Below are 26,354 nucleotides of genomic sequence, written 5' to 3'. Positions count from 1 at the left end.
CCGAACGCAGGATTCTCGTCGGCGCCGTAAGGGCGGGACGTCGAGGTCACGGATGATGTTCCGAGGTGCCCCTGTGGCCTCGCCTCCTGTCACGCCGCCGCTGATGTGCCGGGCGTCTTAACGACAGAGATCGATGGCATTTGTCGTAAAAGCCTTCTTAACCAGCTGGCCGCAGGATCGGCCCGTGGACGCAGCCGGTCGCGTCGCGCGGGGAGTGGTTTCATGGCCAAGATCCAGCTCGATGCGAGGACCGAGACGCTGCCGCACCGTAACGACGTCCCACCCCTCACCGCCGGAACCCGCCGCCACCTCGGCAAAACGTTACGCTCGCACTACGCCGCCACCCTCGCTGAGCCGGTCAGCGAGCGGCTTGAGATGCTGCTGGCCAAGCTCCAGACGCCGCCTCGCTGATCGCGCGGCCCTCGCGCCAGAACAGCGAAGGCCGCCGCGATCCAGGGATCGGGCGGCCTTTCTCGTCATGCCGATAAGGCGTTTGTCGACGGATGTCCCGCGACGTCGCGAGCGTGCGCGATGAAAGGTCAGTCGAAGGCGACGGCGACGAGGGAGAAGAGGCCGGCGAGGGCCAGGTTGCCGGCGAGGACGAGAACGATGACCGTCATGAGATCGGACGCTTTGCGAAGGAATCGGGAGCGGGGTGTGTAGCGGGTCGCGCGGCGTCAGGCTGCCACGCTCGCGCATCACGATCCCGGAAACCAGTACTGGTTTTGGGTGCGATGCAACGAGGTCACGGTATCCGTCGCGCACTCACCACACTGGACCGTCAAAGCTTGCCCGGAGCTGAATATTTCTGCGATCCGGCACGCTTCGTCGCACAATCGTTACAATTGCGTTAGCGCCTGTTTTCCGCGGCCCATCGTGGTGCCGCGGAGGACGCATGGCCATGATTTCGGTCAGTGAAGTGGTTCTCACAGCAGTAGGATTTCTGGGAATCGGTACGGCGGGTCTTGCCACGCCACCGTCTCATAAGACAGCGAACCGGATCGTCGACGAGGATGATCCGGTGCCCTCCATCAGCCTGCTCTCAGCCGGCGAGCCGTATTTCGAAGCCGTGGCGACCGAGCTGCGCAAGTCAGGCTACCTCGACGGTTAACGCCCCTTCCGCTCCACCGAGCCATGCCGTAAGTCCGCGCCAACTCCCCCAAAGCAATCGCGGACGGCATGATACGCCTCGACAAGGTCGGCAAGCAGAACGGCCGGCAGATCGTCTTCATCGAGGCCTCGGCCGCCCTGCAGAAGGGTGAGAAGGCCGGGCTCGTCGGGCCGAACGGGGCCGGCAAGACCACGCTGTTTCGGTTGCTCACCGGCCAGGAGGAGCCGGACGAGGGTCAGGTCGCGGCCGAGCGCGGCACCACGATCGGCTACTTCAGCCAGGATGTCGGCGAGATGGCCGGCCGCTCCGTGGTCTCTGAGGTGATGGCCGGTGCCGGCGCGGTGAGCGATGTTGCCGCCGAACTGAAGCGCGTCGAGGCCGATCTCGCCGACCCCGACAAGGCCGACGAGATGGAGGCCATCATCGAGCGCTACGGCGAGATTCAGTCGCGCTTCGAGGAGCTCGGTGGCTACGCCCTGGAGGGCAAGGCCTATGAGGTGCTCTCCGGTCTCGGCTTCTCCCAGGAGATGATGGACGGCGACGTCGGCAAGCTTTCGGGCGGCTGGAAGATGCGCGTGGCGCTCGCCCGCATCCTGCTGATGAACCCCGACGTGATGCTTCTCGACGAGCCGTCGAACCATCTCGATCTCGAAAGCCTGATCTGGCTCGAGGACTTCCTGAAGAATTACGACGGTGCCCTGCTGATGACCTCGCACGATCGCGAGTTCATGAACCGCATCGTGGGCAAGGTCATCGAGATCGACGGCGGTCAGCTCACCACCTATTCGGGCGACTATGCCTTCTACGAGCAGCAGCGTGCACAGAACGAGAGCCAACAGCAGGCGCAGTTCGAGCGTCAGCAGGCGATGCTGGCGAAGGAGATCAAGTTCATCGAGCGGTTCAAGGCCCGCGCGTCTCACGCCGCGCAGGTGCAGAGCCGGGTGAAGAAGCTCGACAAGATCGAGCGGGTAGAGCCCCCGAAGCGCCGGCAGAGCATCGCCTTCGAGTTCCAGCTCGCACCGCGCTCCGGCGACGACGTCGTCATGATCAAGAACGTGCACAAGAGCTACGGCAGCCGCCGGATCTACGAGGGGCTCGATTTCTCGATCCGGAGGCGTGAGCGCTGGTGCGTGATGGGTATCAACGGCGCCGGCAAGTCGACCCTTTTGAAGCTCGTCACCGGCACGGCCACGCCCGATGCCGGCACGGTCACGGTCGGCGGCAGCGTGAAGCTCGGCTATTTCGCGCAGCACGCGATGGACCTGCTCGACGGCGATCTCACCATCTTCGAGGATCTGGAATCGAGCTTCCCTCAAGCCGGCCAGGGCTCGCTGCGCGCGCTCGCAGGCGCCTTCGGCTTCTCGGGTGACGACGTGGAGAAGCGCTGCCGGGTGCTGTCAGGTGGCGAGAAGGCCCGGTTGGTGATGGCCAAGATGCTCTACGATCCGCCGAATTTTCTGGTACTCGACGAGCCCACCAACCACCTCGACATCGCCACCAAGGAGATGCTGATCACGGCGCTCTCGAACTATGAGGGCACCATGCTCTTCGTGAGCCACGACCGGCACTTCCTCGCTGCGCTCTCGAACCGCCTGCTGGAACTCACGCCCGAGGGCATCTACCAATATGGCGGCGGGTACACCGAGTATGTTGCGCGGACTGGTCAGGAGGCGCCGGGGCTGCGGAGCTGAGTAGCACAACGATCCGTATGCCGAGGTGCCGCGCGACCGCTCTTTGCATGGCTGCGAAGCACTCTGATCCCTGAGCCAATCGAACAGTCCTCGTTGGATCAGCCGTGAGGGTGCTCCGAGCCTGCTGGACGCGGCACCTCAAAATAAGGGGCGTCGAGAATTCCATCGTCGTTCTGCCCGGTCGGTTGAGCGTCTTCCAAGCCCAGTGCCCGCTAGAAAACCGGTCCTCTCGCCAAGCGAGCGGGCCGCGCTTAAACCGGCTGCCATGCAGACGAAATCCAATGTCCTCGCCGCGATCGGCAACACTCCGTTGATCCGGCTCGCCCGTGCCTCCGAGGAGACGGGCTGCACCATCCTCGGCAAGGCCGAGTTCCTGAATCCCGGCCTTTCGGTGAAGGACCGAGCGGCGCTCTCGATCGTGCAGGATGCCGAGGCGAAGGGGCTGATCCGACCCGGTGGCACCATTGTCGAGGGCACGGCCGGCAATACCGGGATCGGGCTGGCCCTGGTGGCCGCTGTGCGGGGCTACCGCACGGTCATCGTCATCCCGGAGACCCAGTCGGCCGAGAAGAAGGAGACGCTGCGCCTCGCAGGCGCCCGCCTCGTCGAGGTGCCGGCAGTGCCCTTCGCAAACCCCAATAACTACGTGCACGCCGCACGCCGGCTCGCCGAGAAGCTCGCGGCTACAGAACCGGCAGGCGCGTTCTTCGCGGACCAGTTCGACAATGTCGCCAATCGCCGGGCGCATGTGGAGCATACCGGCCCGGAGATCTTCGAGCAGACCGATGGCGCGGTGGACGGCTTCGTCTGCGCCTGTGGCACGGGCGGCACCCTCGCCGGCATCGCCGAGGCCCTGCGTGCCAAAAAGCCTGGTGTGACGATCGCCCTGTCCGATCCCGACGGCTCGGCTCTGCATGCCTATTACACGACCGGCACGCTCAAGGCCGAGGGCTCCTCGATCACCGAAGGGATCGGCCAGGGTCGCGTTACCAAGAACCTCGAAGGGTTCAAGCCGGACGTCTCGTTCCGCATTCCAGATACAGAGGCGGTGGCCCAGGTCTTCCAACTCATGCAGGAGGAAGGGCTCAGCCTCGGCGGCTCATCGGGCATCAACGTCGCCGGCGCTATCCGGTTGGCGCGTCACCTGGGACCTGGTCACACCATCGTGACGATCCTCTGCGACGGCGCCGCACGTTACGCGTCGAAGCTGTTTAATCCCTCCTTCTTAAGGGAGAAGGGCTTGCCGACGCCGGATTGGCTCGCTGCCGACACAGGCGGAACGCTGCCCGACTGGCGGGCCGAGGCGTAAGCATCGGAAAATCTGTGTTGATCGACGTGAACGTTTCACGACACCGCGACGTTTGAACGGTCTAGCTCAGGCGACGGTGCCTGAGCGCCCGGAGCGCCCGTCGATGGTCACCATTATCCTCATCATCCTGATTCTGCTGCTGTTCGGAGGTGGTAACTTCCTCGGCGGTGGTGCCTATCGCGGCCCTGGGTTCGGTCTAGGCGGCATCCTGCTCATCGTGTTGATCGTGCTGCTGCTGACGGGACGTATCTGAGCGCCCAGCGCCAATGTTTCACGTGAAGCATTTCTTAACCAAAGCCGCGGGTTTTTCGCCCGCGGCTTTTTTCGTCAGACTGCCGTCGTGCCGCCCTTGCGGGCGCTTAGCCAGGACGCGCAGAGCACCACGAGGCTGACGGCGGCCACGAGCAGCGTCGAAGCTGCATTGATCTCTGGATTCACGCCGAGTCGGACTTGGCTGTAGAGCCGCATCGGCAGCGTAGTCGCTCCCGGACCGGAGACGAAGCTCGCGATGACGAGGTCATCGAGTGAGAGCGTGAAGGCGAGCAGGAACCCGGCCGCCAGCGAGGGCGCAAGCAGCGGCAGCGTCACCGTGAAGAACACGCGGATCGGGCCGGCTCCGAGATCAGCGGCGGCTTCTTCCAACGAGCGATCGAGCCCCTTCAGCCTCGCGCCGACCACCACCGCGACGAAGCCGGTGCCGAAGGTGGCATGTGCGATCACGATGGTCGGGATGCCGCGCTCCATCTCGATACCGACGAAGAGTAGCAGCAACGACAGTCCGGTGATCACCTCGGGCATCACCATCGGCGCGTAGAGGAGCCCGGTGAAGGCGCCCCGACCGGTGAAGCGTCCATGCCGGTCGAGCGCCAGCGCGGCCAGCGTGCCGAGCGTTGCGGCAATGGTCGCCGACAGCGCCGCTACCTTCAGCGAGGCGAGCGCAGAGGCGAGCAGCGGCCCATCGTTGAAGAGCACGCCATACCAGCGCGTGGAGAACCCGCTCCAGACCGTGACCAGCCTCGAGTCGTTGAATGAGTAGACGACGAGCACGGCGATGGGCGCGTAGAGAAAGCCGAGACCCAACGTCAGGGCGAGGCGGTTGAAGGCGGTCATCGCAGCGCCTCCTCCCTCCTCTCTTCGGCTCCTCGAAACATCACGACCGGGCCGACGATCAGGATGAGCAGCAGCACTGCCACCGCCGAGGCGATCGGCCAGTCGCGATTGGAGAAGAACTCGATCCAGAGCATGCGGCCGAGCATCAGCGTTTCCGAGCCGCCGAGCAGGTCTGGGATGATGAATTCGCCGACCATCGGGATGAAGCAGAGCAGCGCTCCGGCCACGAGCCCTGGCATCGCCAGCGGCAACGTCACCGTGCAGAAGATGCGCATGCGGGAGGCGCCGAGATCGGCCGCGGCCTCCGGTAGGGCCGGGTCGAGCCGACTCAGCACGGCGTAGAGGGGCAGCACGAGGAAGGGCAGGTAGGCGTAGGTAAGTCCGATGATCACCGCGAGCGGCGTGTTCAGGATCTCGAGCGGCTGCGCGATGAGGCCGAGCTTCAGCAGCGTGGCGTTGAGCAGGCCTTCGGGCTTGAGGATCGCGATCCAGGCATAGACGCGGATCAGGAAGCTCGTCCAGAACGGCACCACCACCATCGCCACGAGGATGGGCTGCAGGCCTGGACGAGCACGCGCCATGGCAAGCGCCATCGGCGTGCCGATCAGGACCAGGACTGCCGTGGCGGCTGCCGCATAGACCAGCGAGGACAACGTCGCCTCCCAGTAAAGGGAATCGGCGGCGAGCATCTGATAGTTGGTAAGATCGAGCGCGTAGAAGAACTCGCGCCAGCCCTGCAGGCCATTGCTCCAGTCGATCACCGGGAGGTAGGGCGGCTGGGCCGTCGCCGGGGTCGAGAAGCTGATCTTCAGGGTGATGACGAAGGGCACCAAGAAGAACAGGGCAAGCCAGATGAGCGGCAGCGCCCGCACCAGCCAGCGCCCGAGCGGACGTGCCGTCGAGACGCTCATGCCGGCAGGATCCAGGCGGCGTCAGGTGCGAAGCCGAGACTGATGGACTGACCGATGCCGGCGTCGCCGGGATTTCCCGGCAGGCTCGCGCTGGCGCGCAGCATCGTCCCATCCGTCATGCGGATCTGCCGCCGGACTCGATCGCCGAGATAGGCAGCATCGACGAGCGTGCCCGAGAGCGTATTATCGCCGGTGCCGAGCTGCAGCCGCTCGGGCCGCAGGGCTATCACGACAGCCGTCCCGGCCGCGGCGTCGGCCAGGGCCAGCGAAGGCAAGGCGCGCAGGCAGCCGAAAGCGGTGTGGACGCCCCGCGTCGCACCATCCTCCAGCCCGAGCGTGCCGGCGATCAGGTTCACGTCGCCGAGCAAACCGGCGACAAAGCGGGTTGCCGGGTGCTCGTAAAGGTCGCGAGCCGGTCCCGCCTGCAAGATGCGCCCGCGGTCCATCACGACGATGCGGTCGGCCAGCGCCATCGCCTCTTCTGGATCGTGGGTGACAACGACAAAGCTGGTGCCGAGCCGGCGCTGGATGGCACGCAGCTCTCCTTGTGTCTCCTCGCGCAGGGCCCGGTCGAGGGCGCCCAGAGGCTCATCGAGAAGGAGAAGGCGCGGCTCGCGGGCCAGTGCCCGGGCAAGCGCGACCCGCTGGCGCTGGCCGCCGGAGAGTTTATCCGGGCGCCGCGCCTCGAAGCCTTCAAGCTTCACGAGCCGCAGCAGCCGCTGCACGCGCTCTGTAATTTCGACGCGGGAGAGGCCGAGCCCTTGCAGCCCATAGGCAAGGTTCTGAGCCACGCTCATATGCGGAAACAGCGCATAGGACTGGAACATCATGTTCACCGGCCGCCGGTGCGGCGGCTGGCGGGCGAGATCCTCACCACCGAGCATGATCGCGCCGGCATCCGGTGTTTCGAACCCGGCGATCAGCCGCAGCAGGGTGCTCTTTCCGCAGCCAGAGGGGCCGAGCAGGCAGAGGAATTCGCCGGCAGCGAGGTCGAGCGACACGTCATCGACGGCCCGATGCGCGCCGAACCGCTTGGTGACGCGGTCGATGCGCAGGAGCGGGTCGGTCGGGGTCAGAGAAGGAAACTGCACCTGAGGGCTGACTGCACGTCTTGCCGCTGAGCCGAGGCTCAACCGTCTTCGCGAAGAGCTTCGGCGACGCGGGCTTCCAGTATGTCCGGCCGGCGCAGGACGAGGGCACCGCGGGTGCGATCGATCAGCCCCTCGCCCGCCATCACGGTGAACTCACGCGTCACCTGCTCGCGGCGGCAGCCGATGCGGGCCGCGAGGACGTGGTGATAGGGCGGCGGCGTGACGACGCGCTCACCGTCGTGGCCAGCGCGCGGCACCGAGAGGCGCAGCAACTCCGAATAGAGCCGATGGCGCAGGTCGAGCAGCGCGTGTTCCATGAGGCGGGTGTTCAGCTCGCGCACGCGCTTGGCGAGTAGCCGGAACAGCCGGTCGGCGATCGCCTCGGAAGCGAAAACGATCTGGCGGAAGACATTGGCCGGCACGACGCAGACCTCGCCGCGGGTGAGCGCCGTGACATTGGCCGAGCGTCCGACCCCGTCGATCGCCGACAGCTCGCCGAAGAAAGCGCCGCCGCGCATCTCGCCGAGGATCACCTCTTTGCCGGATTGGGTCCGGTTGAGGATGCGCACCTCGCCGGTGGCGAGGAAGTACACGTCGGTGGAGATGTCGTCGTAATCGACCAGCACCTCGTTCTCGTCGAACCGGCGCCAATGGCAGCGGGTCTCGTAGGGGGTGAGATCGATTTCCGGTTCTTTGAAGAACGGAATAGTCGCCAGCCGGCCGCTCGACACTGCCTAACCCCCCTGCCCGACGCCGCTACGCCGTAGCACGATCGAGCGGGCACGGGACCGCGAAGTCGATGCGACGGCGACCTCAGGTGCCGCAGAGCGGCAGGACGCCTCTCACGCGGGCGTCGACGGCCTGAGGGCCGATTCGATCGTGGCGTTCCGGTGGTTTACGGTCAAGGCGTCGGCGCGGGCGATCGCCTCCGGCGGAGACATAACCCACACCCGATCGGTTGCCGGAGTGTCAGGCCACGTCGCGCAGTGCACCGCTCCCGCCATGCACCTCGGCCAGGATTTCATGGGAGCGCAGCCGCGCCCCGTGGTCGTGGATGGCGGAGGCTACCATCAGCTCGTCGGCGCCGGTCTCGTCGATCAGGCGATCGAGGCTCGACCGGATCGTCTCCGGCGATCCCACCAGGGAGCGTGACAGCATCTGCGAGACGTGCAGCTTCTCAGCCGGCGACCAATAGGCGTCGATGTCGTCGATCGGAGGTCGTAGCAGGCCGCGCGTGCCCCGGATGATGTTGGTGAAATTCTGCTGCGGCGAGGTGAACAGCCGGCGCGCCGCCTCGTCGGTTTCGGCCGCGACGACATTCACGCCGACCATGGCATAGGGCTTGTCCAACTGCGCTGAGGGGCGGAACTGCGAGCGGTAGGCTGCCAGCGCCGGCAGCAGCGCATCGGGCGCGAAATGCGAGGCGAAGGCGTAGGGCAACCCCAGCGCCGCTGCGAGCTGTGCCCCGTAGAGGCTCGACCCGAGGATCCAGAGCGGCACGTTGGTGCCCGTGCCGGGCACCGCCTGAATGGCCTGGCCCGGCCGTGCCGGTCCCAACAGGGACTGCAGCTCGAGCACGTCCTGCGGGAAGGTATCGGCTCCCTCGAAGGAGCGGCGCAGCGCCCGCATCGTCTGGCGGTCGGTTCCGGGGGCGCGGCCGAGGCCGAGATCGATCCGGCCGGGATGCAGCGTTGCCAGCGTGCCGAACTGCTCGGCGATAACGAGCGGGGCATGGTTCGGCAGCATGATCCCACCGGCCCCGACGCGGATCGTCTTGGTGCCGGCTGCGACGTGGCCGATCACCACCGAGGTCGCTGCGCTGGCGATGCCGATCATGTTGTGGTGCTCGGCGAGCCAGAACCGCCGGTAGCCAAGTCGCTCGGCATGGCGTGCCAGGTCGAGGCTGTTGCGCAAGGCATCTGCCGGCCCGGAACCTTCTGGCACGAAGGCGAGATCGAGGATGGAGAGCGGGGGCATCACGCGCAATCGCTTTCGGGCCGCAACCTGTGCAGCCATGACGCTCCCTCACCCAGCAACATCGTGCGCCGCAGGCCGGTTCGCAAGCGATGCCAGGCGTCAGCGCCCGCCGACCTGACGCCCAGCCTCCGCAACGAGGCGGGAGAAGGCCACCGCAGCGGCCGAAGCCTGGACGCGGCTCGGATAGGCGACATGCGAGCGTGCGACCTCCTCGCCATAGGCGTTCCGCAGGGCCCAGCCCCAGCTGTCGCGGTCCTGCTCCAGCAGGTCGAAATGCACCGAGCGTGCTCCGAGACGGCGGGCAAGATCAGCCGGTGTCCGCGACGATGCCCGGCCGCGCGCGCGAACCGGCTGGGAGCCCTCCGTCCACAGGTCTGCGATCTGCATGCTACCCTCGATGCTTGATTCGATGTTCTTGATATGTTCTCAGATGCAATCTGTCCAGATCGTCGCCAGAGCTGCGCCCGAATTTGCGGCTGCCGGTTCGCTGTGACGCAGGCCAAGCGCATCCTGTCTTGCACAGGAGGCCGGTGCCGCTCAGAACGTGCCCATGCTGCGCGTTAACGACCTCTCCTACCGCATCGGCGAACGCCTGATCCTCGATGCGGCAACCTTTGCAATCCCCGACGGTGCGCGTGTCGGACTTGTCGGCCGCAACGGCGCAGGCAAGACAACCCTGTTTCGCGCGATCCTCGGCGAGCTGCCGGTCGACGGCAAAGCCGTGTCGATGCCGAAGGGCATGCGGATCGGCGCCGTAGCACAGGAAGCGCCGGCCGGGCCGGAGACGCTGCACGAGGTTGTGCTCGCCGCGGACACCGAGCGTGCCCGGCTGATGGCCGAGGCTGAGCATGCCGATGGGTTGCGCCGTGCCGAGATCGAGACGCGGCTCGTCGATATCGGCGCGCATTCCGCCCCGGCCCGCGCGGCAGCAATCCTGCACGGGCTCGGCTTCGATGCAGCGGCACAGGCACGTCCCTGTGCCGACTTCTCCGGCGGCTGGCGCATGCGCGTGGCGCTCGCGGCGGTGCTGTTCTCCGAGCCCGATCTGCTGCTGCTCGATGAGCCGACGAACTATCTCGATATCGAGGGCACGATCTGGCTCTACGACTATCTCGAAAAGTACCCGCGCACCGCCATCATCATCAGCCACGACCGTGACCTGCTCGACGAGTGCGTCGATCACATCCTGCATCTCGACCGGGGCAAGCTGACGATCTACCGGGGCGGTTACACCAGCTTTGCCCGGCAGCTCTCCGAAAAGCGCGTCTTGCAGGCCAAGGCCAAGGCGAAGCAGGACGCCGAGCGGGCCCATCTGCAGAGCTTCGTCGACCGCTTCAAGGCCAAGGCCACCAAGGCCCGGCAGGCGCAATCGCGCATGAAGCGGCTCGCCAAGATGGAGCCGATCGCGGCTCTGCTCGAAGACGATGTCCCGGTTATCCATTTGCCGAGCCCGAAGCGGCCGCTCTCGCCCCCCATCGTTGCCATGGAGCGGGTACAGGCCGGCTACGGTGAGCGCATCGTGCTGAAGGGTCTCAATCTCAGCCTCGCACCGGATGATCGGGTGGCGCTGCTTGGCGCCAACGGCAACGGCAAGTCGACCTTCTGCAAGCTGATCGGTGGCCGGCTACCACCACTCTCGGGCGAGATGCGCCGCTCCTCCAAGATGCAGGTGGCGTATTTTGCTCAGCATCAGCTCGACGAGCTACGCCCGGCCGAGAGCGCCGTCGCCCATGTCCGCGACCTGATGAAGGATGCGCCCGAGGCGCACGTCCGCTCGGCTGCCGCACGACTCGGCTTTCCGGCCTCCAAAGCCGATACGCCGGTGGGCCAGCTCTCCGGCGGCGAGAAGGCGCGGCTGCTGATGGGGCTTGCGGCCTTCGAGGGGCCGCATCTCCTCATCCTCGATGAGCCGACGAACCATCTCGACATCGAGAGCCGCCAAGCCCTCGTCGAGGCGATCAACGATTACGAGGGTGCCGTGATCCTGGTCAGCCACGACCGCTTCCTGGTCGAAGCCTGCGCTGACCGACTCTGGATCGTCGGCGACGGCTCGGTAAAGGCCTATGACGGCGATATGGACGACTATCGCCGCCTCGTGTTGGCCGGTCCGGAGCGTGACAACGATCGTGCTTCGGAGAGCAGCGGCGGCCGGCAGGCGGAGGCTCGGCGTTCGGCGGTGGAGCGGCGCGCTGCGCTGGCGCCGCTGCGCAAGCGACTCGAAGCCACCGAGGCGCGGATGGAGAAGCTCTCGACCGCCATCGCGAAGATCGATGCGGCGCTCGGCGACGGCACGGCCTTCCTCAAGGACGCGGCCAAGGCCGGCGAATTGGCGAAGATGCGCTCCGACGCGGCAACTGCCCTGGCCCGCGCCGAGGAGGAGTGGCTGGAACTGAGCGGTGAGATCGAGGGCGCCTCTGCCTGACCGTCTCACCGCAACGGGGAAAGGCCCGGAAGGCCCCTCCCCGTGCTCGCCACCTCAGCGGTGGTGATGGTGATGATGGTGGTGGTGATGACGGTGCCGGATGCTGTGCACGAGGGTCGTGTCGTCCGGACCCGAATGACCGGCACCCGTCGTCAAGGGAGCGGCCTGTACCGATCCGATCTGCAGACCGGCAGTCAGGACGAGAGCGGCGAGGCCGCCGAGAAGCCGTGTGGACATCCGTATCCTCATATGTGGGTCACTGCCCGCGCCAGAGGCAAGATAGCGCCACGCTGCCTCAAGCAAAGTCTTCGCGGGAAACAAAGAAGCCTTTTCGCCGATAGCGCGTAGACGAAGCCCAAATCTTATCTTTTGCAGCCTTACGTCCGGTGAATTATTTTAATCCATTGGCGCGTTGATTTCCGGCTGTTCCAGAGACCGTGATCTCGGACAAATCGTCAGGCTGCGACGTCCTTGCTGCGATCCGAACAAACTTAAGAACGTTGTCGAGCGGGACAGCTGGCCGGTTCGAGGCCGGCACAGCGTAGTCTGGGCGGCGGGAGACGACGATATGGTAGGCCGGATCGGAAACCTCGCGGGGGCTGCTCTCATCGCGACGGCAACTGCCGGTTCGGCGGTGGCCGCGAGTGACGATCCGCTGGCCGCGCATCTCTGGACGTCGCGTGTCCTCGTCATCGCGGCCCCCGAGGCGGACGATGCCCGGCTGCGGGCCCAGCGTGAGGCGCTGGCCTCGGCGCGCGGTGGCGTGAAGGAGCGGGATCTCGTCGTGATCGAGGCTGTCGGCTCGGGCAAACAGGCCGCGGCCTTGCGGCAGCGGCTCGGTTTGTCCGAGGGCGCCTTTCGCGCCGTGCTGGTCGGCAAGGATGGCGGCCCGAAGCTCTCCTCTGCGGAGCCGATCCCACCCCAAACCCTGTTCGCGACCATCGACGCCATGCCGATGCGGCGCGACGAGATGAAACGGCGCTAAGGAGAAGGCCCGCATGATCTTTCATCCAGACCGCCGCCCCGCCCGTAGGCACAGGGCCAAGACGCTCGCCCTGCTGCCGTTGGCCACTGCCGGTGCATGGATCGCCTGGAGCCATCTTGGCCGAGGGCATGTGCCGCTGCCTCCGGCGCTGCCCGGCCGCCGCCGGGTGTTACGGACGCGGGCTGGTGCGGTGAACTTCTACGCCTGTGACGAGCGGGCCGGCGTGCCGCTGCTTCTGATCCACTCGGTCAATGCCGCGGCCAGTGCCTACGAGGTAAGGCCGCTCTACGAGCATTACCGGAAGAGCCGTCCGGTCTATGCCCTCGACCTGCCGGGCTTCGGCTTCTCGGAGCGCTCGGACCGCGCCTACACCCCACACCTGATGACGGATGCGATCCACGCGATCGCGCAGGAGATCCGCGGCCGGCACGGCGGAGCGGCGATCGACGCCATCGCGCTGTCACTGCCATGCGCCTATCTCGCCCGTGCCGCCGTGGAGCGGCCTGCGGACTATGCCAGCCTCGGCATGATCAGCCCCGTCGGGTTCGATGAGCGCCTCTCCGGCGACGGCCCCGCAGGCGGCGACCGCCGACGCCCGCTGGCGCGCGAGATCGCCAGCTTCCCGCTCTGGAGGCGGCCGCTCTTCGACGCCCTCGTGAGCCGGCCGAGCATGCGCTACTTCCTGGAGCGCACCTGGGGCTCGCAAGATATCGACGAGGGCCTGTTCGAGTACGACCAGCTCTCGGCGCGTCAGCCCGGTGCCGAATACGCGCCGTTCTCTTTCCTCTCGGGCTACCTCTTCCCGACTGACGTCAGCCGCCTCTATGCGGATCTGCGCCTGCCGGTCTGGATGCTGCGTGGGTCGCGCGGTGACTTCACCGATTACGACCGGGTTGGCGAGGCCGTCTCCCGGCGCAACTGGACAGTCCATCGCTTGCCGACGGGCGCCTTCCCGCATTTCGAGGACGGCAACGCTGTTTTCCGTCTCTACGATGATTTTCTGAAACGTGTTCGTTGACCTCGAAAATCGTCTGCAACCTGTGCGGCGCTGTATTCTTGCATCGCCTGTTCGATTTCCGGCCTAACGACTTGCTGATCCTCGATCTTCTCAGGATGATCGGGCGCGAATCAGCTTGAACGAGCGGGACATCAGATGCTCGAAGGCCTGGGAGGGTCCTTTCGACGTCTCAGGAGTGCCATGGGCCTCCTGAGACTTCTGCTCGTGCTGTCTCTCATTGTCCCGACGGCCGTCTTCGCCTTCGTGACGCTGCAGAGCCGGGCCCTGTTACTCGACAATGCAACGAACCGTACCACCCGCATGGCGGAACTGCTGGCGCAGCAGGCTGCGGCGACCTTCGACGGCTACAACGCCGCCTTCAGCCGGATCGAGGAGCACCTGCTGCACACGGAGGGGCAGTTCCAGGAGAAGCTGCTGCACGAATACCTCTCCACCATCGACAGGGACATGCGCTCCGTCGACGGCATCACCATCGTTGACGCGGATGGCGCGGCCATCGCGCATAGCCGCTACTTCCCGGTGCCCAAGACTTATGTCGGGGATCGCGAATACATCCAGAACGCGACTGCAGCCAACCGCGACCGACCGGGATTGCTCCAGGGTCGTGACGGCTTAGTGATCGGTCTGCCGGTCAGGAGCCGGATCTCCGGCAAGACCGTCCTTCTCACCTCACGCGGCCGCCACGACATTCCCGGCGCAACCCACGGCGCGCTCGTGATCGCGATCTCGCAGCAATATTTCGAGGAGTTCTACCGCACTCTCGCCCTTAACCAGAGTGACCGTGTTGCCCTGATCCGCGCCGATACCCGCGTGTTGGCGCAGATCCCACCCATTCCCGGCCGCCCCTCGATCGATCCCGAGCAAACGGGCGCGCTCGGCCCCATCACCACCGCCGCGGCCAGCGAGGCCGGCATCCGGCACCTCGCCGATGGTACGATCGACTACGTCTCGCCGCTCGACGGCGCGCGGCGGATCTCGGGCTTCCGCAAGGTGGACGGTTACCCGGTCTATGTCGAGGTGGGCTTCGCCGTGGACAACGTGCTGGCGCCCTGGCGCAGCCAGGTCCTGATCAACCTCATCATCGCCGCCATCGCCACGCTGTTGTTGTTCTCCGTGGCCCGCATGGCGCTGGTGAAGTCGCGGGACGAGGCGGCGATGCAGGCGCTGCTGCTCGCCGAGGAGCATCAGCGCGTCGAGGCGGAATCGGCTCTGCGGCAGGCCCAGAAGATGGAGGCGCTCGGTCAACTCACCGGGGGCATCGCGCACGACTTCAACAACCTGCTCAACGTCGTGCTCGTGAACCTCGAACTCGCCACCAAGCGCCTGACCGGCCGCAGACCCGAGGATATCGAACGGGTCGACGGCTACGTGAAGAGTGCGTCTCAGGGAGCCGAGCGAGGCGTAGCCTTGACGCGGCGGCTGCTCGCCTTCGCCCACCGCCAGGAGGACGAAGCGCCGGTCGTCGTCCCGGTCTCGGATCTGGTGGTCGGGGTGCTCGACCTCCTCGGCCAGGCGGTCGGCTCCAAGATCAGAATCACGCTGGATGCGCCCCGGGGCCTGCGCCCGGTCCGGGTCGATCCGACCGAGTTGGAGACGGCCCTGCTCAACCTCGTCGTCAACGCGCGCGACGCCATGGCTGGAGGTGGGCGCGTCCACATCTCCGTGCGGGAAGAGGGGAACACCATCGTCCTGTCGGTGAAGGATACCGGCCGCGGCATGGATGCGGAGATGCTGAAGCGTGCCACCGAGCCGTTCTTCACCACCAAGGAATCCGGTAAGGGCTCCGGCCTCGGCCTCTCGCTGGTCGAGCGCTTCGCGACGCAGGCGGGGGGAAGCCTGCGGCTCGACAGCCACGTCGGCACCGGCACCACAGCGGAGATCAGGCTGCCGGTGGCCGCCTGAACCCCGCCGGGATTGGCCCGACCCATTCTTGCCGCTCGTAAAAACGGGCGAGGCCATCGCCCTGCCTAGTTTCTCATTTGAGCGAGGCCGGCTGCCCCTCAGTGCCGTGGCAGCCCCTTGAGGAGGTCAACGTCTTCGTGGGGTTATTATACTAACTTATTGTTTTAAATGAATATTTCGAGGATAACTTCCAATTTGAAAGCCTTGTTTCACGGCGTCTCACGCGATACGCGACAGAGGATGCCGGGTCTGCGCCGGTAGGAGACCGCCCATGAAGATCACGCCCGTCAACGACAAGCTCTCGGTCGCGCATCAGCCGAGCGAGGCAGAGATCGCAGCCCTCGGCGAGACCGGCACGACGCTTCTCATCAACAACCGCCCTGACGGCGAGGAGGCTGGACAGCTCGGCACGCAGGCAGAAGCCGCTGCCGCCGAGGCGGCTGGCCTCTCATATCTCCACATCCCGGTCACAGGCCCTAGCTTGAGCCGCGAGGATGTCGACCGCTTCCGCGAGGCAGTGCTGGCTGCCCCTGGCCCTGTCGTCGCGCATTGCCGGAGCGGCACCCGCTCGCTGACGCTTTGGGCGATCGGCGAGGTGCTCGCCGGCAATCTCGGCCGGGAGGAGTTGCTCGATTACGGCGCGCGGCTCGGCATCGACCTCTCCGGCGCGGCGCGCTGGCTCGATGCCCATGGCGGAGGAGAGGTGTGAGTTCCTACTGGGCCTCCCTGGCCGGCGGCGCCCTGATCGGACTGTCGGTGGCGCTGATGCTGCTCCTGCACGGCCGCATCGCCGGGGTCAGCGGACTGGTCGCCGGCCTCGGCACGGACCGGGGCGAGCGCCGCTGGGTCGATGCTGCTTTCGTCGCCGGTCTCGTGCTCGGACCGCCGGCCTATGCGGGCATTGCCGGCGCCTGGCCCGAGATGCGGATCGTCGCCTCGCTGCCGGTGCTCGCTCTCGCCGGGTTGCTCGTCGGTTTCGGGACGCGGCTCGGCTCGGGCTGCACCAGCGGGCACGGCGTTGCCGGGCTGGCACGACTGTCGCCCCGCTCGATCGCAGCCGTGCTCACCTTCGTGTTCGCCGGGATGTTCACGACGGCGCTCACGCGCATCAGCATGCCCTGGTGGTCTGGATCATGATGCCGGTGCGCATGATCACAGCCCTCGGGCTCGGCTTGATCTTCGGCCTGGGCCTGGCCCTGTCGGGCATGCTCGACCCTGCCCGCGTGCGCGGCTTCCTCGACGTCGGGGGTGCGTGGGATCCGAGTCTGGTCTTCGTGCTCGGCGGGGCCGTGACGGTTTCGGCCCTCGGCTATCAGCTCGTGCGCCGGCTCCCGCGGCCGGCTCTGGCCGAGACCTTCCAGATCCCGGCGGGTCGTCGGATCGACCGACCCCTGATTGCCGGCTCGGCCCTGTTCGGGATCGGCTGGGGCCTGTCAGGCTTCTGTCCCGGTCCGGCGGTGGCGGCGCTCTCCACCGGCGCACTGCCAGCTGCGGTCTTCGTGGCAGCGATGCTCCTGGGCATGACGGCGCATCGGATCGTCGTCCGACATGAGCCTCGGGGCGCGACCTCCGGTATCGGTAGGCAGATTTCTTAATCATTCCCTCGGCGTCATGAGGCCAGTGCCGTGTCACACTTGACCGAAGCCAGCCACCCGAGCGACGACGCATCCCATGCACAAGCTCGCGCGCCTGATGGCCTGGATGCTCGTCGCTGCGCTCGTCATCGTGACGCTTGCGCCGATCGGCCTGCGTCCGGTCATCGTCGACAATGCGAATCTTGAGCGGGCGCTGGCCTACGCGCTGCTCGGCTTTCTCTTCGCCGTCGGCTATCCGCGCCACCGCCTGCTCGCCCTCGCGGTGGGCGTCGCCGTCGCAGCAGGGTTGGAGGTCGGCCAAGTTTTCACGGCAAGCCGCCACGGCCGCGTACCGGATTTTCTGGTGAAGGCGATGGCGGCCGGCCTCGGCGTCGCCGCGGCCTGGATCTTCGCCTGGCTGCAGTCCCGCTGGAGCCGCCAGACGCTTCATCCCGGAGAGTAGCCGAGGGCCGTGCCATGCTCGCCACGCGCGCTCGGTCACCATCCGCGCATCGAGTGTGCGGATCCGCTTGTAAAGCGCCGATCCCTTCGATACACCGCAGCCACTGTGCCGCCGTAGCTCAGTTGGTTAGAGCGCTTGATTGTGGATCAAGAGGTCCCCCGTTCGAGCCGGGGCGGTGGTACCATGTCTTTCGACTGATGATTTAAGGGGTTGGCGCGGGCGCCAGCCCCTTTTTCGTTTGGCGGAACGCGGCCGATCGGAAGTGTGTCGCCGCGCGTCGCGACAGCTGATCCAGGGTACGGCTTAGGCGAGCAGATGGTCAGATCCATCGTGCACGAGCGCGGTCGCCACTTTCTCTGCGATCAAATCTTCGAACTTACAGATATTGATCTCGTCGGTATGTGCGGGCGATTTTTCCTAATATCATCAGTTTTTGCTCATATAGATCGTGTCCGAAACGGTACGAAGCACTGCTGATTTGAACAATCCTATTCCCTAGCGCTTGGCGAGATGACGCTCATGGACGTCTCCTCCCCAACTGACCCGCCCGGCAGAGATGCCGAGGCGGGTTTCTTGTTTTGGCTGCTGCCGCTAGCCGGCACTGCTCACCGCTTCCCGGAGCCGTTCGGCCGGGCTGGCTTTCGTGGCGCGATCCTGATCCATGTCATGGATGGCCGCGACGGCAGGGAGCAGAATTCGTGGGTGGCAGTTCGCCGTCACGGGCCCCGCTGGTCGGGGTTTCCGATCAGCGCATATGACGGCCCACGGTCCATGCCGGCTGGGGTCACCCCTGATCCGGAGTCCCAACCCTTCGACTTGGGCCCGCTGGCAATCATGCTGGCGGGCTTCTTCGTGTAGGCCCTCCAACCTGCCTCAGCGCCATCTCCGTCCATTGGCCAGAAGAACATGACGGATGCTGCAGGCTCCGTCGGCGGCATCCCTTCTCCACTTCTCGGGAAAGGTGCGCCGCCCTCGCATGCTGCACAGCCGATTGAGTTGACAATTCACACGCCGCAGCCGTGCGTTAACCATCTGTCAACCATAACTCGATCACGCTGGCCCCTCACCGACAGTCGAGAGGAAAGGCCATGGCTCGCCACCGGGATTTCGACGCACTCAGCGAGGCGCAGGTGGCCGCCGGCCGCACGGCCAAGCGCAGCGTCACGGCGGATGCTCAATTCCGGCCGGCCGGGACCAAGTCCATGGCTGAGCTGCTCGATACGATCCAGCTCATTGCCGAGGCGGCGACCGGCGAGCGCAGCTTCCTGCACGTCGACCCGTCCCGAGACAGGCGCTGAAAGCCTACTCAGTCCGATCGCGGTCGTCGAAACGGAATCTTACGCTGCGTGCGAAGGCGCAGGTTGGTCAGCGGGGCTGCTGCTCGCCAGCGTCGCGGCGTTGCGCGCGACGGTGAGCACCGCGTCGAAGGGGGGCAGGCGGCTCAGGGTCTCGGCGTCGGGCAGGCAAACAATCAGGCCTAGATTCTGCCGGATCATGCGCAGGCGCATGATCCGCGCGGCGATCTCCTCCGACTTTCGCTCGTCCGGCAGCAGGCCAACCACCAGGATGTCGGGCCGGCGTACGAGGCAGCGCACGAGGTCGATGGCGACCCGGTCGCGCGGGCCGATGCCGCCCTCGGTGAGGCCCTGCCGCCGAGCCACAGCCGTGCCTGGACCGCTCGACGCAACGCGGCTGGCGAGCCCGAGCCGGTAGACGGCGGGCTCCAACCCCTGGTCGGCGAGCACCTGGCGAATGAGGGCGCGCACGCGCTGCTCGGCACCCGCCTCGCCCTGGGTAATGCGGCCGAACAGCACGTTCTCCTCGAGGCTCGCCGCGGCAGTGACGCGGGCAGGATCGTAGAGATCGATCTTGTCCTTGAATTTCGGGGGCATTAGCCGCGCGAAGGACGCACGGGCGCCGACGATCCGCTCCTCTAGCTCCGGATCGATCAGTCCGAAGCGGTGACGCGTCTCGCTGTAGCGCAGGGCGAGGCCGATCAGCCGCTCGCGGTCGCGTGCACCGGCGGGGCCGCGGCGCCAACTGCGCCCGTCGGGCTGGCGGGCGATCAGATCTTCGAAGAAGCCGCGCTCGCGCGCCGGAAACAGCGAGAAGCCGTCGAAAAGCGGGTGGTCGTCGGGCAGGTCGGAAAAGATCTCCACAGTGGAGCGTGCGATGGCGAGACCCATCTCGATGAAGCTGCGGGTCAGGCCTTCCGCCTCCAGCACCGCACGCAGGTAGGGGTGGCCGGCAAGCCGCTCCTGCGAGAAGGTGGCGCCCACCGCCTCACCGAACAGGATGTTCTCGCCTACCGTCGCCTGATGGTTGTAGAGGGCCGGATCGAACGGCTCGACGAGCCGGGCCATGCCCTGCGCGGCGAGAGCCTCGCGCACCGCCGCGCGGGCTGCGACGATGGCCTGCGCCGTTGCCGGTTCGGCGTCGGGGTCGATGGTGCCCTCCAGGCCCCGCGCGTAGATCAGGGCATCGAGACCCGAGAGCTTGAGGAGCGCGATGCGGCCCTGTTCGCCGAGCGCCTCACGCTCGTCGATCCGCGCGCCGTAGAGCAGGTTCTGCTTCAGCGTGCCCTCGATCAGGATCGCCTCCGAGCCAGCGAAGGCGATGCGGTGGGCGCGCTCGACCGGGTCGAGGCTGCGCAAGTCGACCCCACCATAGGTGATCGCGCCGACGCTCGGCTCGATCTGGCCGGCGAGCAGCGCTGCGAGCGCCTGCACCCCGCTGCCGCGCTCGCCGACAATGGCGATATGGGCTGGCATCGGCAGCACCGCGTCGAGGCCTGTGAGCCGCTCACCGCTCGCCGGATCGTAGGCACCTGCATCGGTGGCGATCAGTGGGCCCGAGGTCGGGAAGGCGGCTGCGCGATGCGGGGCGGTCCGCTTGTCGGCGAGTCCGTCGAGGGCTTGCGCCAGTCTCTGATAGGTCGGCGCGGTTTCCATCCTGAGGAACCACAGCCGCACGAACGCCGCGATCATGGCCGCTGCGAGCACGAAGGCGGCCGCCGCCGCAGCGAGCGCGCCAGGCATGGTGGGCTCGGCCCCCTCAGGCGCGCCCGGGCCGTGCCAGAGGGCCGTCGCCACGAAGATCGCGGGGAGCAGCACGACCAGGGCGAGAGCCGGCGCGCGTGCGTAGGCCAGCGCGGCCTCGGCCCGGGCCAGGGTGCCGTGCGTGGCGCGAGCGCGCAGGCCGAGCCGACGCCGCTCGAACATCGCCGAGCCGTGCGCGCGCACGGCGGGCATCCGCAGGATCAGGTCACCGAGCCCGGCCTCCACCGCCGCCTGTTCCTGCTGACGCAGGCTGGTGCGTTCGAGTCCGCGTCGGATCTGAAGAGCGCGGGCGAGGCCGACGGCAAGGAGGCCGATCGCCATCGCCGGGACGAGGCGCGCCGCAACGAGCGCAGCGGTGGCGAGCGCCAGCAGCACGGCGGCGAGCGTCATAGCCGGCACCAGGATGCCGGCAGCAGGCAATCCGGCGAGCGCCGACCCTGTCAGGCCGGGCAAGGCGCGTACGTCCTCGCGGGCGCCAGGCGGAGCGCGCAGGATCGCATCGACGGCCGTGGCGCGCAGGCGCGATGCTGCCCGAGCCTGGGCGGAGAAGCAGACGCGGGCAACCAGCCAGCCGAGCCCGGCGAAGGCCAGAGCCGCGACGGCGAGCCCGAGCAACGCCGCGAGCAGCAGCCCATGCCCGCTCATGGGCAAGCCGGAGGCGATCGGAAGCACTGCCGGTGGATGGCCGGGAAGCGGCAGGGCCAGCGCCAGGAAGCGCCGCGGCTCGGAGGCTCCCGGTACGAGAAGGTCGATCAGGTCGCGCAGGCAGAGCAGCGCGAACAGGGCGAGCGGGGTACCGAGCCCGACGCCGAGCGCCACGGCCAGGGCGTGCGCCCGCGGCGCCGAGCGCCAACCGAACAGGATCGGATCACGCTCCATCGACGGGCCGCACGGGGCTGCGATGGCGGGGCTCGATGCGTCTCATGCACGAGCGGGCTTAGAGCATGATGCGCAAAAGTGGAAACCGGTTCTCCAGCGAGGCCGTACGAAACGAACCGCCTGAAGCTCCAGCTATTTTCCGCGAAGACGCGTCGGATTGCGGGGCATGGAGAGGCTGGGGATGCACTCGACAGGTGCGGCGCGGCACATCCTCAGACGTTCCCGTACTCCCTCAGCAGCGCGAGCTCGTCGCCGGTCATCAGCCGAACACCCGGGGGCTATCCGTCGAGGACTTGGCCGAGAGGGCCGACGGTAAGGCGATGTCCGTGTCCGGCTTGGCTTCCGTGGCATAGGGCGCGATCCAGTCGATCAGCACGGTGTCGATGCCGTGCATCCGCATCGCCCTGGATCCGATCGTCATTCCGGCTGGCCATCACGCCCGTGGACGTCGCCGCGATGAAAGCCGAGGCTTAGAGTGAAGCCATCTCCTCCAAGTCGGGCTCGCCGGCGAGGGGCGAGCGAAGAACCGCTCATAGCGTGCGAGCGGATCGGCAGTGGCTTCGCCCATGGTCCGTTACCCACGCGTGTGACGCTTCTAGGCCCTTGCGCTATCGCGCGGATGCCCTCGGTTTTCCGAATGCTGGCGATCCCGCTAGGGTGCCAGCGAAAAGCTGGCACGGCCCATGGAGGAACCGAAGTGTCGTCGAGGGGAGCGGGCGATCGGCGATGAGTGAGCGAGTACGTCACCGGCAGTCGCGGATTTCGGCATCGTGACGGCGAAAGCGTTCCCCAAGGTTCTCACGCCCCTGCCCGAGAGTCTCTATGGCGAGCGGATCGTCGCGCCGGGCGAGAGTGTCGAGAGCGTCGCCCGCATCGTCACGGACATCGTGCTCGCGCCGCGGGCCGGGCGGCGACGCTGGCTGATCGCAGCCGGGGCCTGCGGGGCGCTGGCGGCTGTCTGCGCCCTCGTCCCGAGGTCGGCCGAGCAGGGCGCGCTCGTCGCCGTGGCGAGCTACGAGGGCTGGATCGGAATCGCGGAAGGAAGTCTGCTGGTCTCGGCCGTACTGCTGCTTGCAGGTGTCGAGTGGCGCTGTGCGGTGGGCCGCATCACCGAGACGGTGGCGCTGCTCGCCGCCATCGCCGCTGGGTTCTGCGCCGGTGCACCGGCGGCGCCGTGGATGGACGGTATCGGCCTGTCTCCGCCCTTCGGATCGGCCGCCTCCTGGCAGGTGGCTGGCACCGCTAGCCTCGTCGTGGTCTGCGCCAGCCATTGGCTCATCGGCCTGTTGCCCGATCTCGCGATCCTGCACGAACCTGGCGCCTCCCGGTTCTACGGCTGGCTGGCGGGTGGCTGGCGCGGCTCGGCCCTGCAATGGCGACTCTGGGAGGAGGCGCATCGCTCTACGGCGCTGCTCGGTGCCCTGCTCGCCATCGCGTTGCAGGTAGGCGCCTCGGTCATGCAGGCAGCCACGGCGGCGCCGGGACGGCAGGACACGCTCCTGCCGGTCACCTTTCTCGTCGACGCCGTGCTCTCCGGGGTTGGAGCGAGCGCCGCCGCGGTCGTTGTGATCCGCGCGACGCACGGGCTCTGCGGCCTGATTACCCGCCGCCATCTCGACATCTTGGCCAGGCTGATCCTCGTCCTCGGCCTCTCCAGCCTGTATTGCCACGCTACCACCATCCTGGCGGTACTGCTGCATGGCGAGGCGGCGGCGCGGGACACCGTGGCGCGGGGCTTCCACGGCGACCTCGCCCCGGCCTTTTGGACGGTGGTCGCCTGCGGGTTGCTGCCGCCACAGCTCTTCTGGCTGCCGCGCTTGCGCCGCTCGGGTCTGGCCGTCGCCGTGGTCGGCACGCTCGTTGCCGTCGGCGCCTATGCCGACCGCGCGATGGGTCTCGCCGTCACGCTCCGGGACGCGTCCGCACTGGTCCCGCCCGCAGCCGATATCGCAGGCATCGCCGCTCTCGCGGGCTCTGTCGCCCTGTTCTTGACCGGACTGATCCTCGTTCTGCAGACGCTGCCGATCGTCTCGATCGCGCAGATGCGTGCGCTTGTCCTCGCTCACAATCCAGTGGGAGCACTCACCGCCCCGCCACCGAAAATCCCGGACCCAGGGATTTTGTCCTCTGCCGGAGTCCGGTTTGTTGCGGCCGAGTTCGCCTCCGCCAGGACGCTCGCCGCCGCGGCCAGTGTACTACGGGCACGCGACCGCAGCCTGCGTCTCGACGCGCTGGGCCCGGTGCCGATCCCGGAGGCTCTCGAGGTCTTGCGACCGGCCGTCACCCCGATTCGACTCACCGCACTGGCCGGCGCGCTTCTCGGCGGATGCGGCGTTCTGGCGGTCTGCCTCACTGCAATCCCGCTGGCGGCCGGCGCTGCACCCTGGGGCGCCTGGCCCTCCCTCGTCCTTCCGAGTCTGATGGCAGCGCTGACCGCAGGCACACTTGCGGCTTTGGCGGCGCTCCTTGCGGCGCGGGGCCGGCGTCAGCCCAGGGATGCTGATGTCTGGCAGGCCGGACGCAGTAGCTTCGTGCTGACGGCGCGGGTCGGCGGCGAGCCAGGCGAGGCCGAGCGCATCGAGCAGCGGCTGATGGCTCTGCCCGCGGCGGACGGCCGGCCGCTGACGATCCGGAAAGTCGCCTGATGAGCCTCCCGTGGGACCCATCGCGGGACGAGGCCGGCCGTAGGGAGGAGGTCGCGCTGCCCCGAACCGCGCGCGCCTTCCTGCTCGCCCCGGCCAGGCGCAGCGCCGCCGGGCTCGGCATCGGCGCGGTGGCCTTCGGCCTCGCCCTGCTGCTGGGCGGCTGGCATCGGCTAGCAGTCTCCTACTTGCCGGCCTGGCTCTGCCTGCTCGCCTTGCCCGTGGGGGCGCTTCCTGTGGCGATCATGGTCGAGCGGGCCGATGCCTGGCGGCCCCAGCCTGAGACGGCCCTGCTTGAGACCCTGCGCTGGTTGCTCGGCCTGATGCCGGTTGCGGCGCTGCTCGCGCTGCCAATCCTGGCTGTCCTGCCAGATCTCTATCCCTGGGCAACTGGAGCCCCGCCTGAGACGCCGCTCGCCGCGATCTGGTTTACCACGCCGTTCCTGATCCTGCGCCTCACCCTCGTGTTCTTGATCTGGATCGGCCTATCTATGATGTTCGCGCGGCGCGGCGGCGAACCCTGGGGCAAGGCTGGCCGCATCGACGACGGACGCGCCATCCTCGGCCTCGGGCTGCACATCGTCTGTGGGACGCTCGCGGCAGCCGATCTGGTCATGGCGGTGTTCGCACGGTTTCATTCAAGCCTCGCAGGGTTGGTGCTGCTCGCGGGCTGGAGCGCGCTGGCGCTGAGCGCGGCGATCCTGGTTGCCCCGCCGGATGTCGGTCCCTCGCGACGCCGGCTCGATCGGCTCACACCACTCGCCGTTCTGCTCGCGATATGGGCGGTGATGCATCTCGTGCAGGCGCTGGTGCTCGGCTCGCCCGAGGCCACACTCTGGTACGGCGCGCGCCTCGTCGGCGAGGGGCTGGTGCTCGCCGCCTTCGCCGGAGTGGTCGTCCTCCTCGCGGCAGCGGTGACCCTGAAGCCCGGCGAGTACCGCACCCGTGTCGTGGCGGCACTGGCGCTAGGGGTGCAGGTCCTCGCCGTCTACTGGTTCGTGACGCCCGCGATGCGCGGCTCGTTCAAGATTACGCTGACCGACGCCCTGACGCTCGTCGGCGTCGCCGGCATGGCTGTCGGACTGATCCCTCTGGCGCGCAGGCTGTTTCCCGCGCGGTGAGGGCTGCTCCCCGCTTCCCAAGTCCGCTTCGCCTGTCCTACATCAAGGGGCAATCGACAGCCGCGTTCGCGGCGCGCGACACGAGCTGATCTCGAAAGCCCATGTGCGAACTGCTCGGCATGAGCGCCAATGTGCCCACTGACATCCGCTTCTCCTTCGCCGGCCTAGCCAAGCGCGGCGGCGAGACCGGGCCGCATGCCGACGGCTGGGGCATCACCTTCTACGAGGGCGGCCGCGGCTGCCGCTCGTTCCACGATCCCGATCCGAGCGCGCAGTCGGAACTCGCCAAGCTTCTGCGCCGCTACGCGATCAAGAGCCGCATCGTTGTCGCGCACGTCCGCAAGGCCAATCGCGGCCGGGTCAGCTTGGAGAACACACATCCCTTCAGCCGCGAGCTGTGGGGGCGGCGCTGGACTTTCGCGCATAACGGCCAGCTCAAGGGCATCAAGCGGCGGCCCCTCGGCCGCTTCGAGCCGGTCGGTTCGACGGACAGCGAGCACGCCTTCTGCTGGATCATGTCGCAGCTCCAGGAGCGCTGGCCGAAGCCGCCTCGACCGGCGCAACTCGACACCTTCGTGGCCGAGCTGTGCCGCGACCTGGGCACGCTCGGCGTCTTCAACATGCTCCTCTCGGACAGCCGGGTACTCTACGCCCATTGCGGCAAACGGCTTTGCTACCTCACCCGCTGCGCGCCATTCGGCACCGCAACGCTGGTCGACGAGGATTGGCGCGTCGACTTCGCGCAGGAGACGACCGAGACCGACGTGGTCACCATGATCGCGACCCGGGCGCTCACCCGCGATGAGACCTGGACCGAGCTTGCCCGCGGCGACACTGTGGCGTTCAAGGACGGCGCCGTGCGTCTGCTGCGGCCGGGACGCCGCCCCGTCCAGGTTGCCCTGCCCTGCGGCTGCAATTGAGCCATCCGGATGCGGGCGGGACACGCCGGTCGGAAAAAGGTCTGATAGCGATCATAGCCGGGCCGGCATGCTCGCTCCTCGGGGTGCGCCCGCCTTCGCGATACGATACAGTCACGGCGTCTGCGTAGGGATGGTGCTGGGGCCGCCCGACATTCACCGATCGAAGCAC

At 67.3% G+C, this 26,354-nt stretch carries 27 protein-coding genes and 1 tRNA gene; 19 read left to right on the top strand and 9 right to left on the bottom strand.

Annotation, left to right across the window (positions count from 1 at the left end; genetic code table 11):
• Positions 1-222: 222 nt before the first annotated feature.
• The 5 genes from MGN01_RS07450 to MGN01_RS07425 all read left to right on the top strand — a co-directional run bounded on the left by MGN01_RS07450 (position 223) and on the right by MGN01_RS07425 (position 4,364).
• Positions 223-411, top strand: a complete 189-nt coding sequence (locus MGN01_RS07450) for a hypothetical protein (protein WP_147045952.1) — start codon at positions 223-225, stop codon at positions 409-411.
• Positions 412-895: 484 nt separating this feature from the next.
• The gene (locus tag MGN01_RS07440) at positions 896-1,111 is read left to right on the top strand and encodes a hypothetical protein (protein ID WP_147045950.1); all 216 of its coding nucleotides are present in this window, start codon (positions 896-898) and stop codon (positions 1,109-1,111) included.
• A 68-nt stretch (positions 1,112-1,179) separates the two neighbouring features.
• A complete protein-coding gene (locus MGN01_RS07435; protein ID WP_147045949.1) occupies positions 1,180-2,802 on the top strand; it encodes an ABC-F family ATP-binding cassette domain-containing protein in 1,623 nt (540 codons plus the stop codon).
• A gap of 265 nt (positions 2,803-3,067) precedes the next feature.
• The gene (locus MGN01_RS07430) at positions 3,068-4,111 is read left to right on the top strand and encodes a cysteine synthase A (RefSeq protein WP_147045948.1); all 1,044 of its coding nucleotides are present in this window, start codon (positions 3,068-3,070) and stop codon (positions 4,109-4,111) included.
• Between the two features lie 103 nt (positions 4,112-4,214).
• Positions 4,215-4,364: a DUF3309 domain-containing protein gene (locus tag MGN01_RS07425; protein ID WP_147045947.1), complete on the top strand. Its 150-nt coding sequence runs from the start codon at positions 4,215-4,217 to the stop codon at positions 4,362-4,364.
• Between the two features lie 74 nt (positions 4,365-4,438).
• Here MGN01_RS07425 and MGN01_RS07420 read toward each other — a convergent pair whose 3' ends face one another.
• The 6 genes from MGN01_RS07420 to MGN01_RS24100 form a co-directional block, all read right to left on the bottom strand.
• Entirely contained in the window at positions 4,439-5,221 is a 783-nt protein-coding gene (locus MGN01_RS07420) for an ABC transporter permease subunit (protein WP_147045946.1), read from the bottom strand.
• Entirely contained in the window at positions 5,218-6,132 is a 915-nt protein-coding gene (locus MGN01_RS07415) for an ABC transporter permease (RefSeq protein ID WP_147045945.1), read from the bottom strand. The genes MGN01_RS07420 and MGN01_RS07415 overlap by 4 nt, the downstream gene beginning before the upstream one ends.
• Positions 6,129-7,223, bottom strand: coding sequence for an ABC transporter ATP-binding protein (locus tag MGN01_RS07410; RefSeq protein ID WP_238257641.1), 1,095 nt, complete (start codon positions 7,221-7,223; stop codon positions 6,129-6,131). The genes MGN01_RS07415 and MGN01_RS07410 overlap by 4 nt, the downstream gene beginning before the upstream one ends.
• Positions 7,224-7,261: 38 nt before the next feature.
• A complete protein-coding gene (locus MGN01_RS07405; protein WP_147045944.1) occupies positions 7,262-7,954 on the bottom strand; it encodes a Crp/Fnr family transcriptional regulator in 693 nt (230 codons plus the stop codon).
• 238 nt (positions 7,955-8,192) lie between these two features.
• Positions 8,193-9,200 carry an LLM class flavin-dependent oxidoreductase gene (locus MGN01_RS07400; RefSeq protein WP_147046049.1) on the bottom strand — a complete coding sequence of 336 codons (1,008 nt, stop codon included), beginning with the start codon at positions 9,198-9,200 and terminating at the stop codon, positions 8,193-8,195.
• Between the two features lie 99 nt (positions 9,201-9,299).
• Positions 9,300-9,587 carry a hypothetical protein gene (locus MGN01_RS24100; RefSeq protein WP_238257643.1) on the bottom strand — a complete coding sequence of 96 codons (288 nt, stop codon included), beginning with the start codon at positions 9,585-9,587 and terminating at the stop codon, positions 9,300-9,302.
• 163 nt (positions 9,588-9,750) lie between these two features.
• Here MGN01_RS24100 and MGN01_RS07390 point away from each other — a divergent pair, with 163 nt between their 5' ends.
• Entirely contained in the window at positions 9,751-11,622 is a 1,872-nt protein-coding gene (locus tag MGN01_RS07390; RefSeq protein ID WP_147045943.1) for an ABC-F family ATP-binding cassette domain-containing protein, read from the top strand.
• A 54-nt stretch (positions 11,623-11,676) separates the two neighbouring features.
• On the opposite strand, the gene MGN01_RS07385 is transcribed toward MGN01_RS07390, so the two are convergent.
• Positions 11,677-11,859, bottom strand: coding sequence for a hypothetical protein (locus tag MGN01_RS07385; protein ID WP_147045942.1), 183 nt, complete (start codon positions 11,857-11,859; stop codon positions 11,677-11,679).
• 331 nt (positions 11,860-12,190) lie between these two features.
• Here MGN01_RS07385 and MGN01_RS07380 point away from each other — a divergent pair, with 331 nt between their 5' ends.
• The 10 genes from MGN01_RS07380 (at position 12,191) to MGN01_RS07335 (ending at position 18,862) form a co-directional block, all read left to right on the top strand.
• Entirely contained in the window at positions 12,191-12,607 is a 417-nt protein-coding gene (locus MGN01_RS07380) for a DUF4174 domain-containing protein (protein WP_147045941.1), read from the top strand.
• A gap of 13 nt (positions 12,608-12,620) precedes the next feature.
• Positions 12,621-13,625, top strand: coding sequence for an alpha/beta fold hydrolase (locus tag MGN01_RS07375; protein ID WP_147045940.1), 1,005 nt, complete (start codon positions 12,621-12,623; stop codon positions 13,623-13,625).
• Between the two features lie 180 nt (positions 13,626-13,805).
• Entirely contained in the window at positions 13,806-15,527 is a 1,722-nt protein-coding gene (locus MGN01_RS07370) for an ATP-binding protein (protein WP_170245862.1), read from the top strand.
• A 271-nt stretch (positions 15,528-15,798) separates the two neighbouring features.
• Positions 15,799-16,236 (top strand): protein tyrosine phosphatase family protein, encoded by a 438-nt coding sequence (locus MGN01_RS07365; protein ID WP_147045938.1) that lies wholly within the window; start codon positions 15,799-15,801, stop codon positions 16,234-16,236.
• Positions 16,233-16,664 (top strand): YeeE/YedE family protein, encoded by a 432-nt coding sequence (locus MGN01_RS07360; RefSeq protein ID WP_238257645.1) that lies wholly within the window; start codon positions 16,233-16,235, stop codon positions 16,662-16,664. Before MGN01_RS07365 ends, MGN01_RS07360 begins: the two co-directional genes overlap by 4 nt.
• 11 nt (positions 16,665-16,675) lie before the next feature.
• Positions 16,676-17,122 (top strand): YeeE/YedE family protein, encoded by a 447-nt coding sequence (locus tag MGN01_RS07355; RefSeq protein ID WP_238257647.1) that lies wholly within the window; start codon positions 16,676-16,678, stop codon positions 17,120-17,122.
• A gap of 76 nt (positions 17,123-17,198) precedes the next feature.
• On the top strand, positions 17,199-17,564 hold the full coding sequence (locus MGN01_RS07350) for a hypothetical protein (RefSeq protein WP_147045937.1): 366 nt from the start codon (positions 17,199-17,201) through the stop codon (positions 17,562-17,564).
• 107 nt (positions 17,565-17,671) lie between these two features.
• Positions 17,672-17,748 (top strand) — tRNA-His (locus MGN01_RS07345).
• Between the two features lie 335 nt (positions 17,749-18,083).
• The gene (locus MGN01_RS24000) at positions 18,084-18,422 is read left to right on the top strand and encodes a hypothetical protein (protein WP_147045936.1); all 339 of its coding nucleotides are present in this window, start codon (positions 18,084-18,086) and stop codon (positions 18,420-18,422) included.
• A 230-nt stretch (positions 18,423-18,652) separates the two neighbouring features.
• Positions 18,653-18,862: a hypothetical protein gene (locus MGN01_RS07335; RefSeq protein ID WP_147045935.1), complete on the top strand. Its 210-nt coding sequence runs from the start codon at positions 18,653-18,655 to the stop codon at positions 18,860-18,862.
• 39 nt (positions 18,863-18,901) lie between these two features.
• Here MGN01_RS07335 and MGN01_RS07330 read toward each other — a convergent pair whose 3' ends face one another.
• A complete protein-coding gene (locus tag MGN01_RS07330) occupies positions 18,902-21,502 on the bottom strand; it encodes a P-loop NTPase family protein (RefSeq protein WP_147045934.1) in 2,601 nt (866 codons plus the stop codon).
• A 259-nt stretch (positions 21,503-21,761) separates the two neighbouring features.
• Complete coding sequence (locus tag MGN01_RS23450) at positions 21,762-21,923, bottom strand: hypothetical protein (protein WP_170245860.1); 162 nt, start codon at positions 21,921-21,923, stop codon at positions 21,762-21,764.
• Between the two features lie 349 nt (positions 21,924-22,272).
• On the opposite strand from MGN01_RS23450, the gene MGN01_RS07325 reads away from it, so the two are divergent.
• From MGN01_RS07325 to MGN01_RS07315, 3 genes are all read left to right on the top strand, one after another.
• Positions 22,273-24,147: a quinol:electron acceptor oxidoreductase subunit ActD gene (locus MGN01_RS07325; RefSeq protein WP_147045933.1), complete on the top strand. Its 1,875-nt coding sequence runs from the start codon at positions 22,273-22,275 to the stop codon at positions 24,145-24,147.
• Positions 24,147-25,265 carry a hypothetical protein gene (locus tag MGN01_RS07320; RefSeq protein WP_147045932.1) on the top strand — a complete coding sequence of 373 codons (1,119 nt, stop codon included), beginning with the start codon at positions 24,147-24,149 and terminating at the stop codon, positions 25,263-25,265. The genes MGN01_RS07325 and MGN01_RS07320 overlap by 1 nt, the downstream gene beginning before the upstream one ends.
• 101 nt (positions 25,266-25,366) lie before the next feature.
• On the top strand, positions 25,367-26,185 hold the full coding sequence (locus MGN01_RS07315) for a class II glutamine amidotransferase (protein WP_147045931.1): 819 nt from the start codon (positions 25,367-25,369) through the stop codon (positions 26,183-26,185).
• The last annotated feature ends 169 nt before the right edge of the window (positions 26,186-26,354 follow it).

The organism is Methylobacterium gnaphalii (assembly GCF_007992215.1).
GTDB classification, from domain to species: Bacteria; Pseudomonadota; Alphaproteobacteria; order Rhizobiales; family Beijerinckiaceae; genus Methylobacterium; species Methylobacterium gnaphalii.
This window is presented reverse-complemented; position numbering and strand designations above follow the sequence as displayed.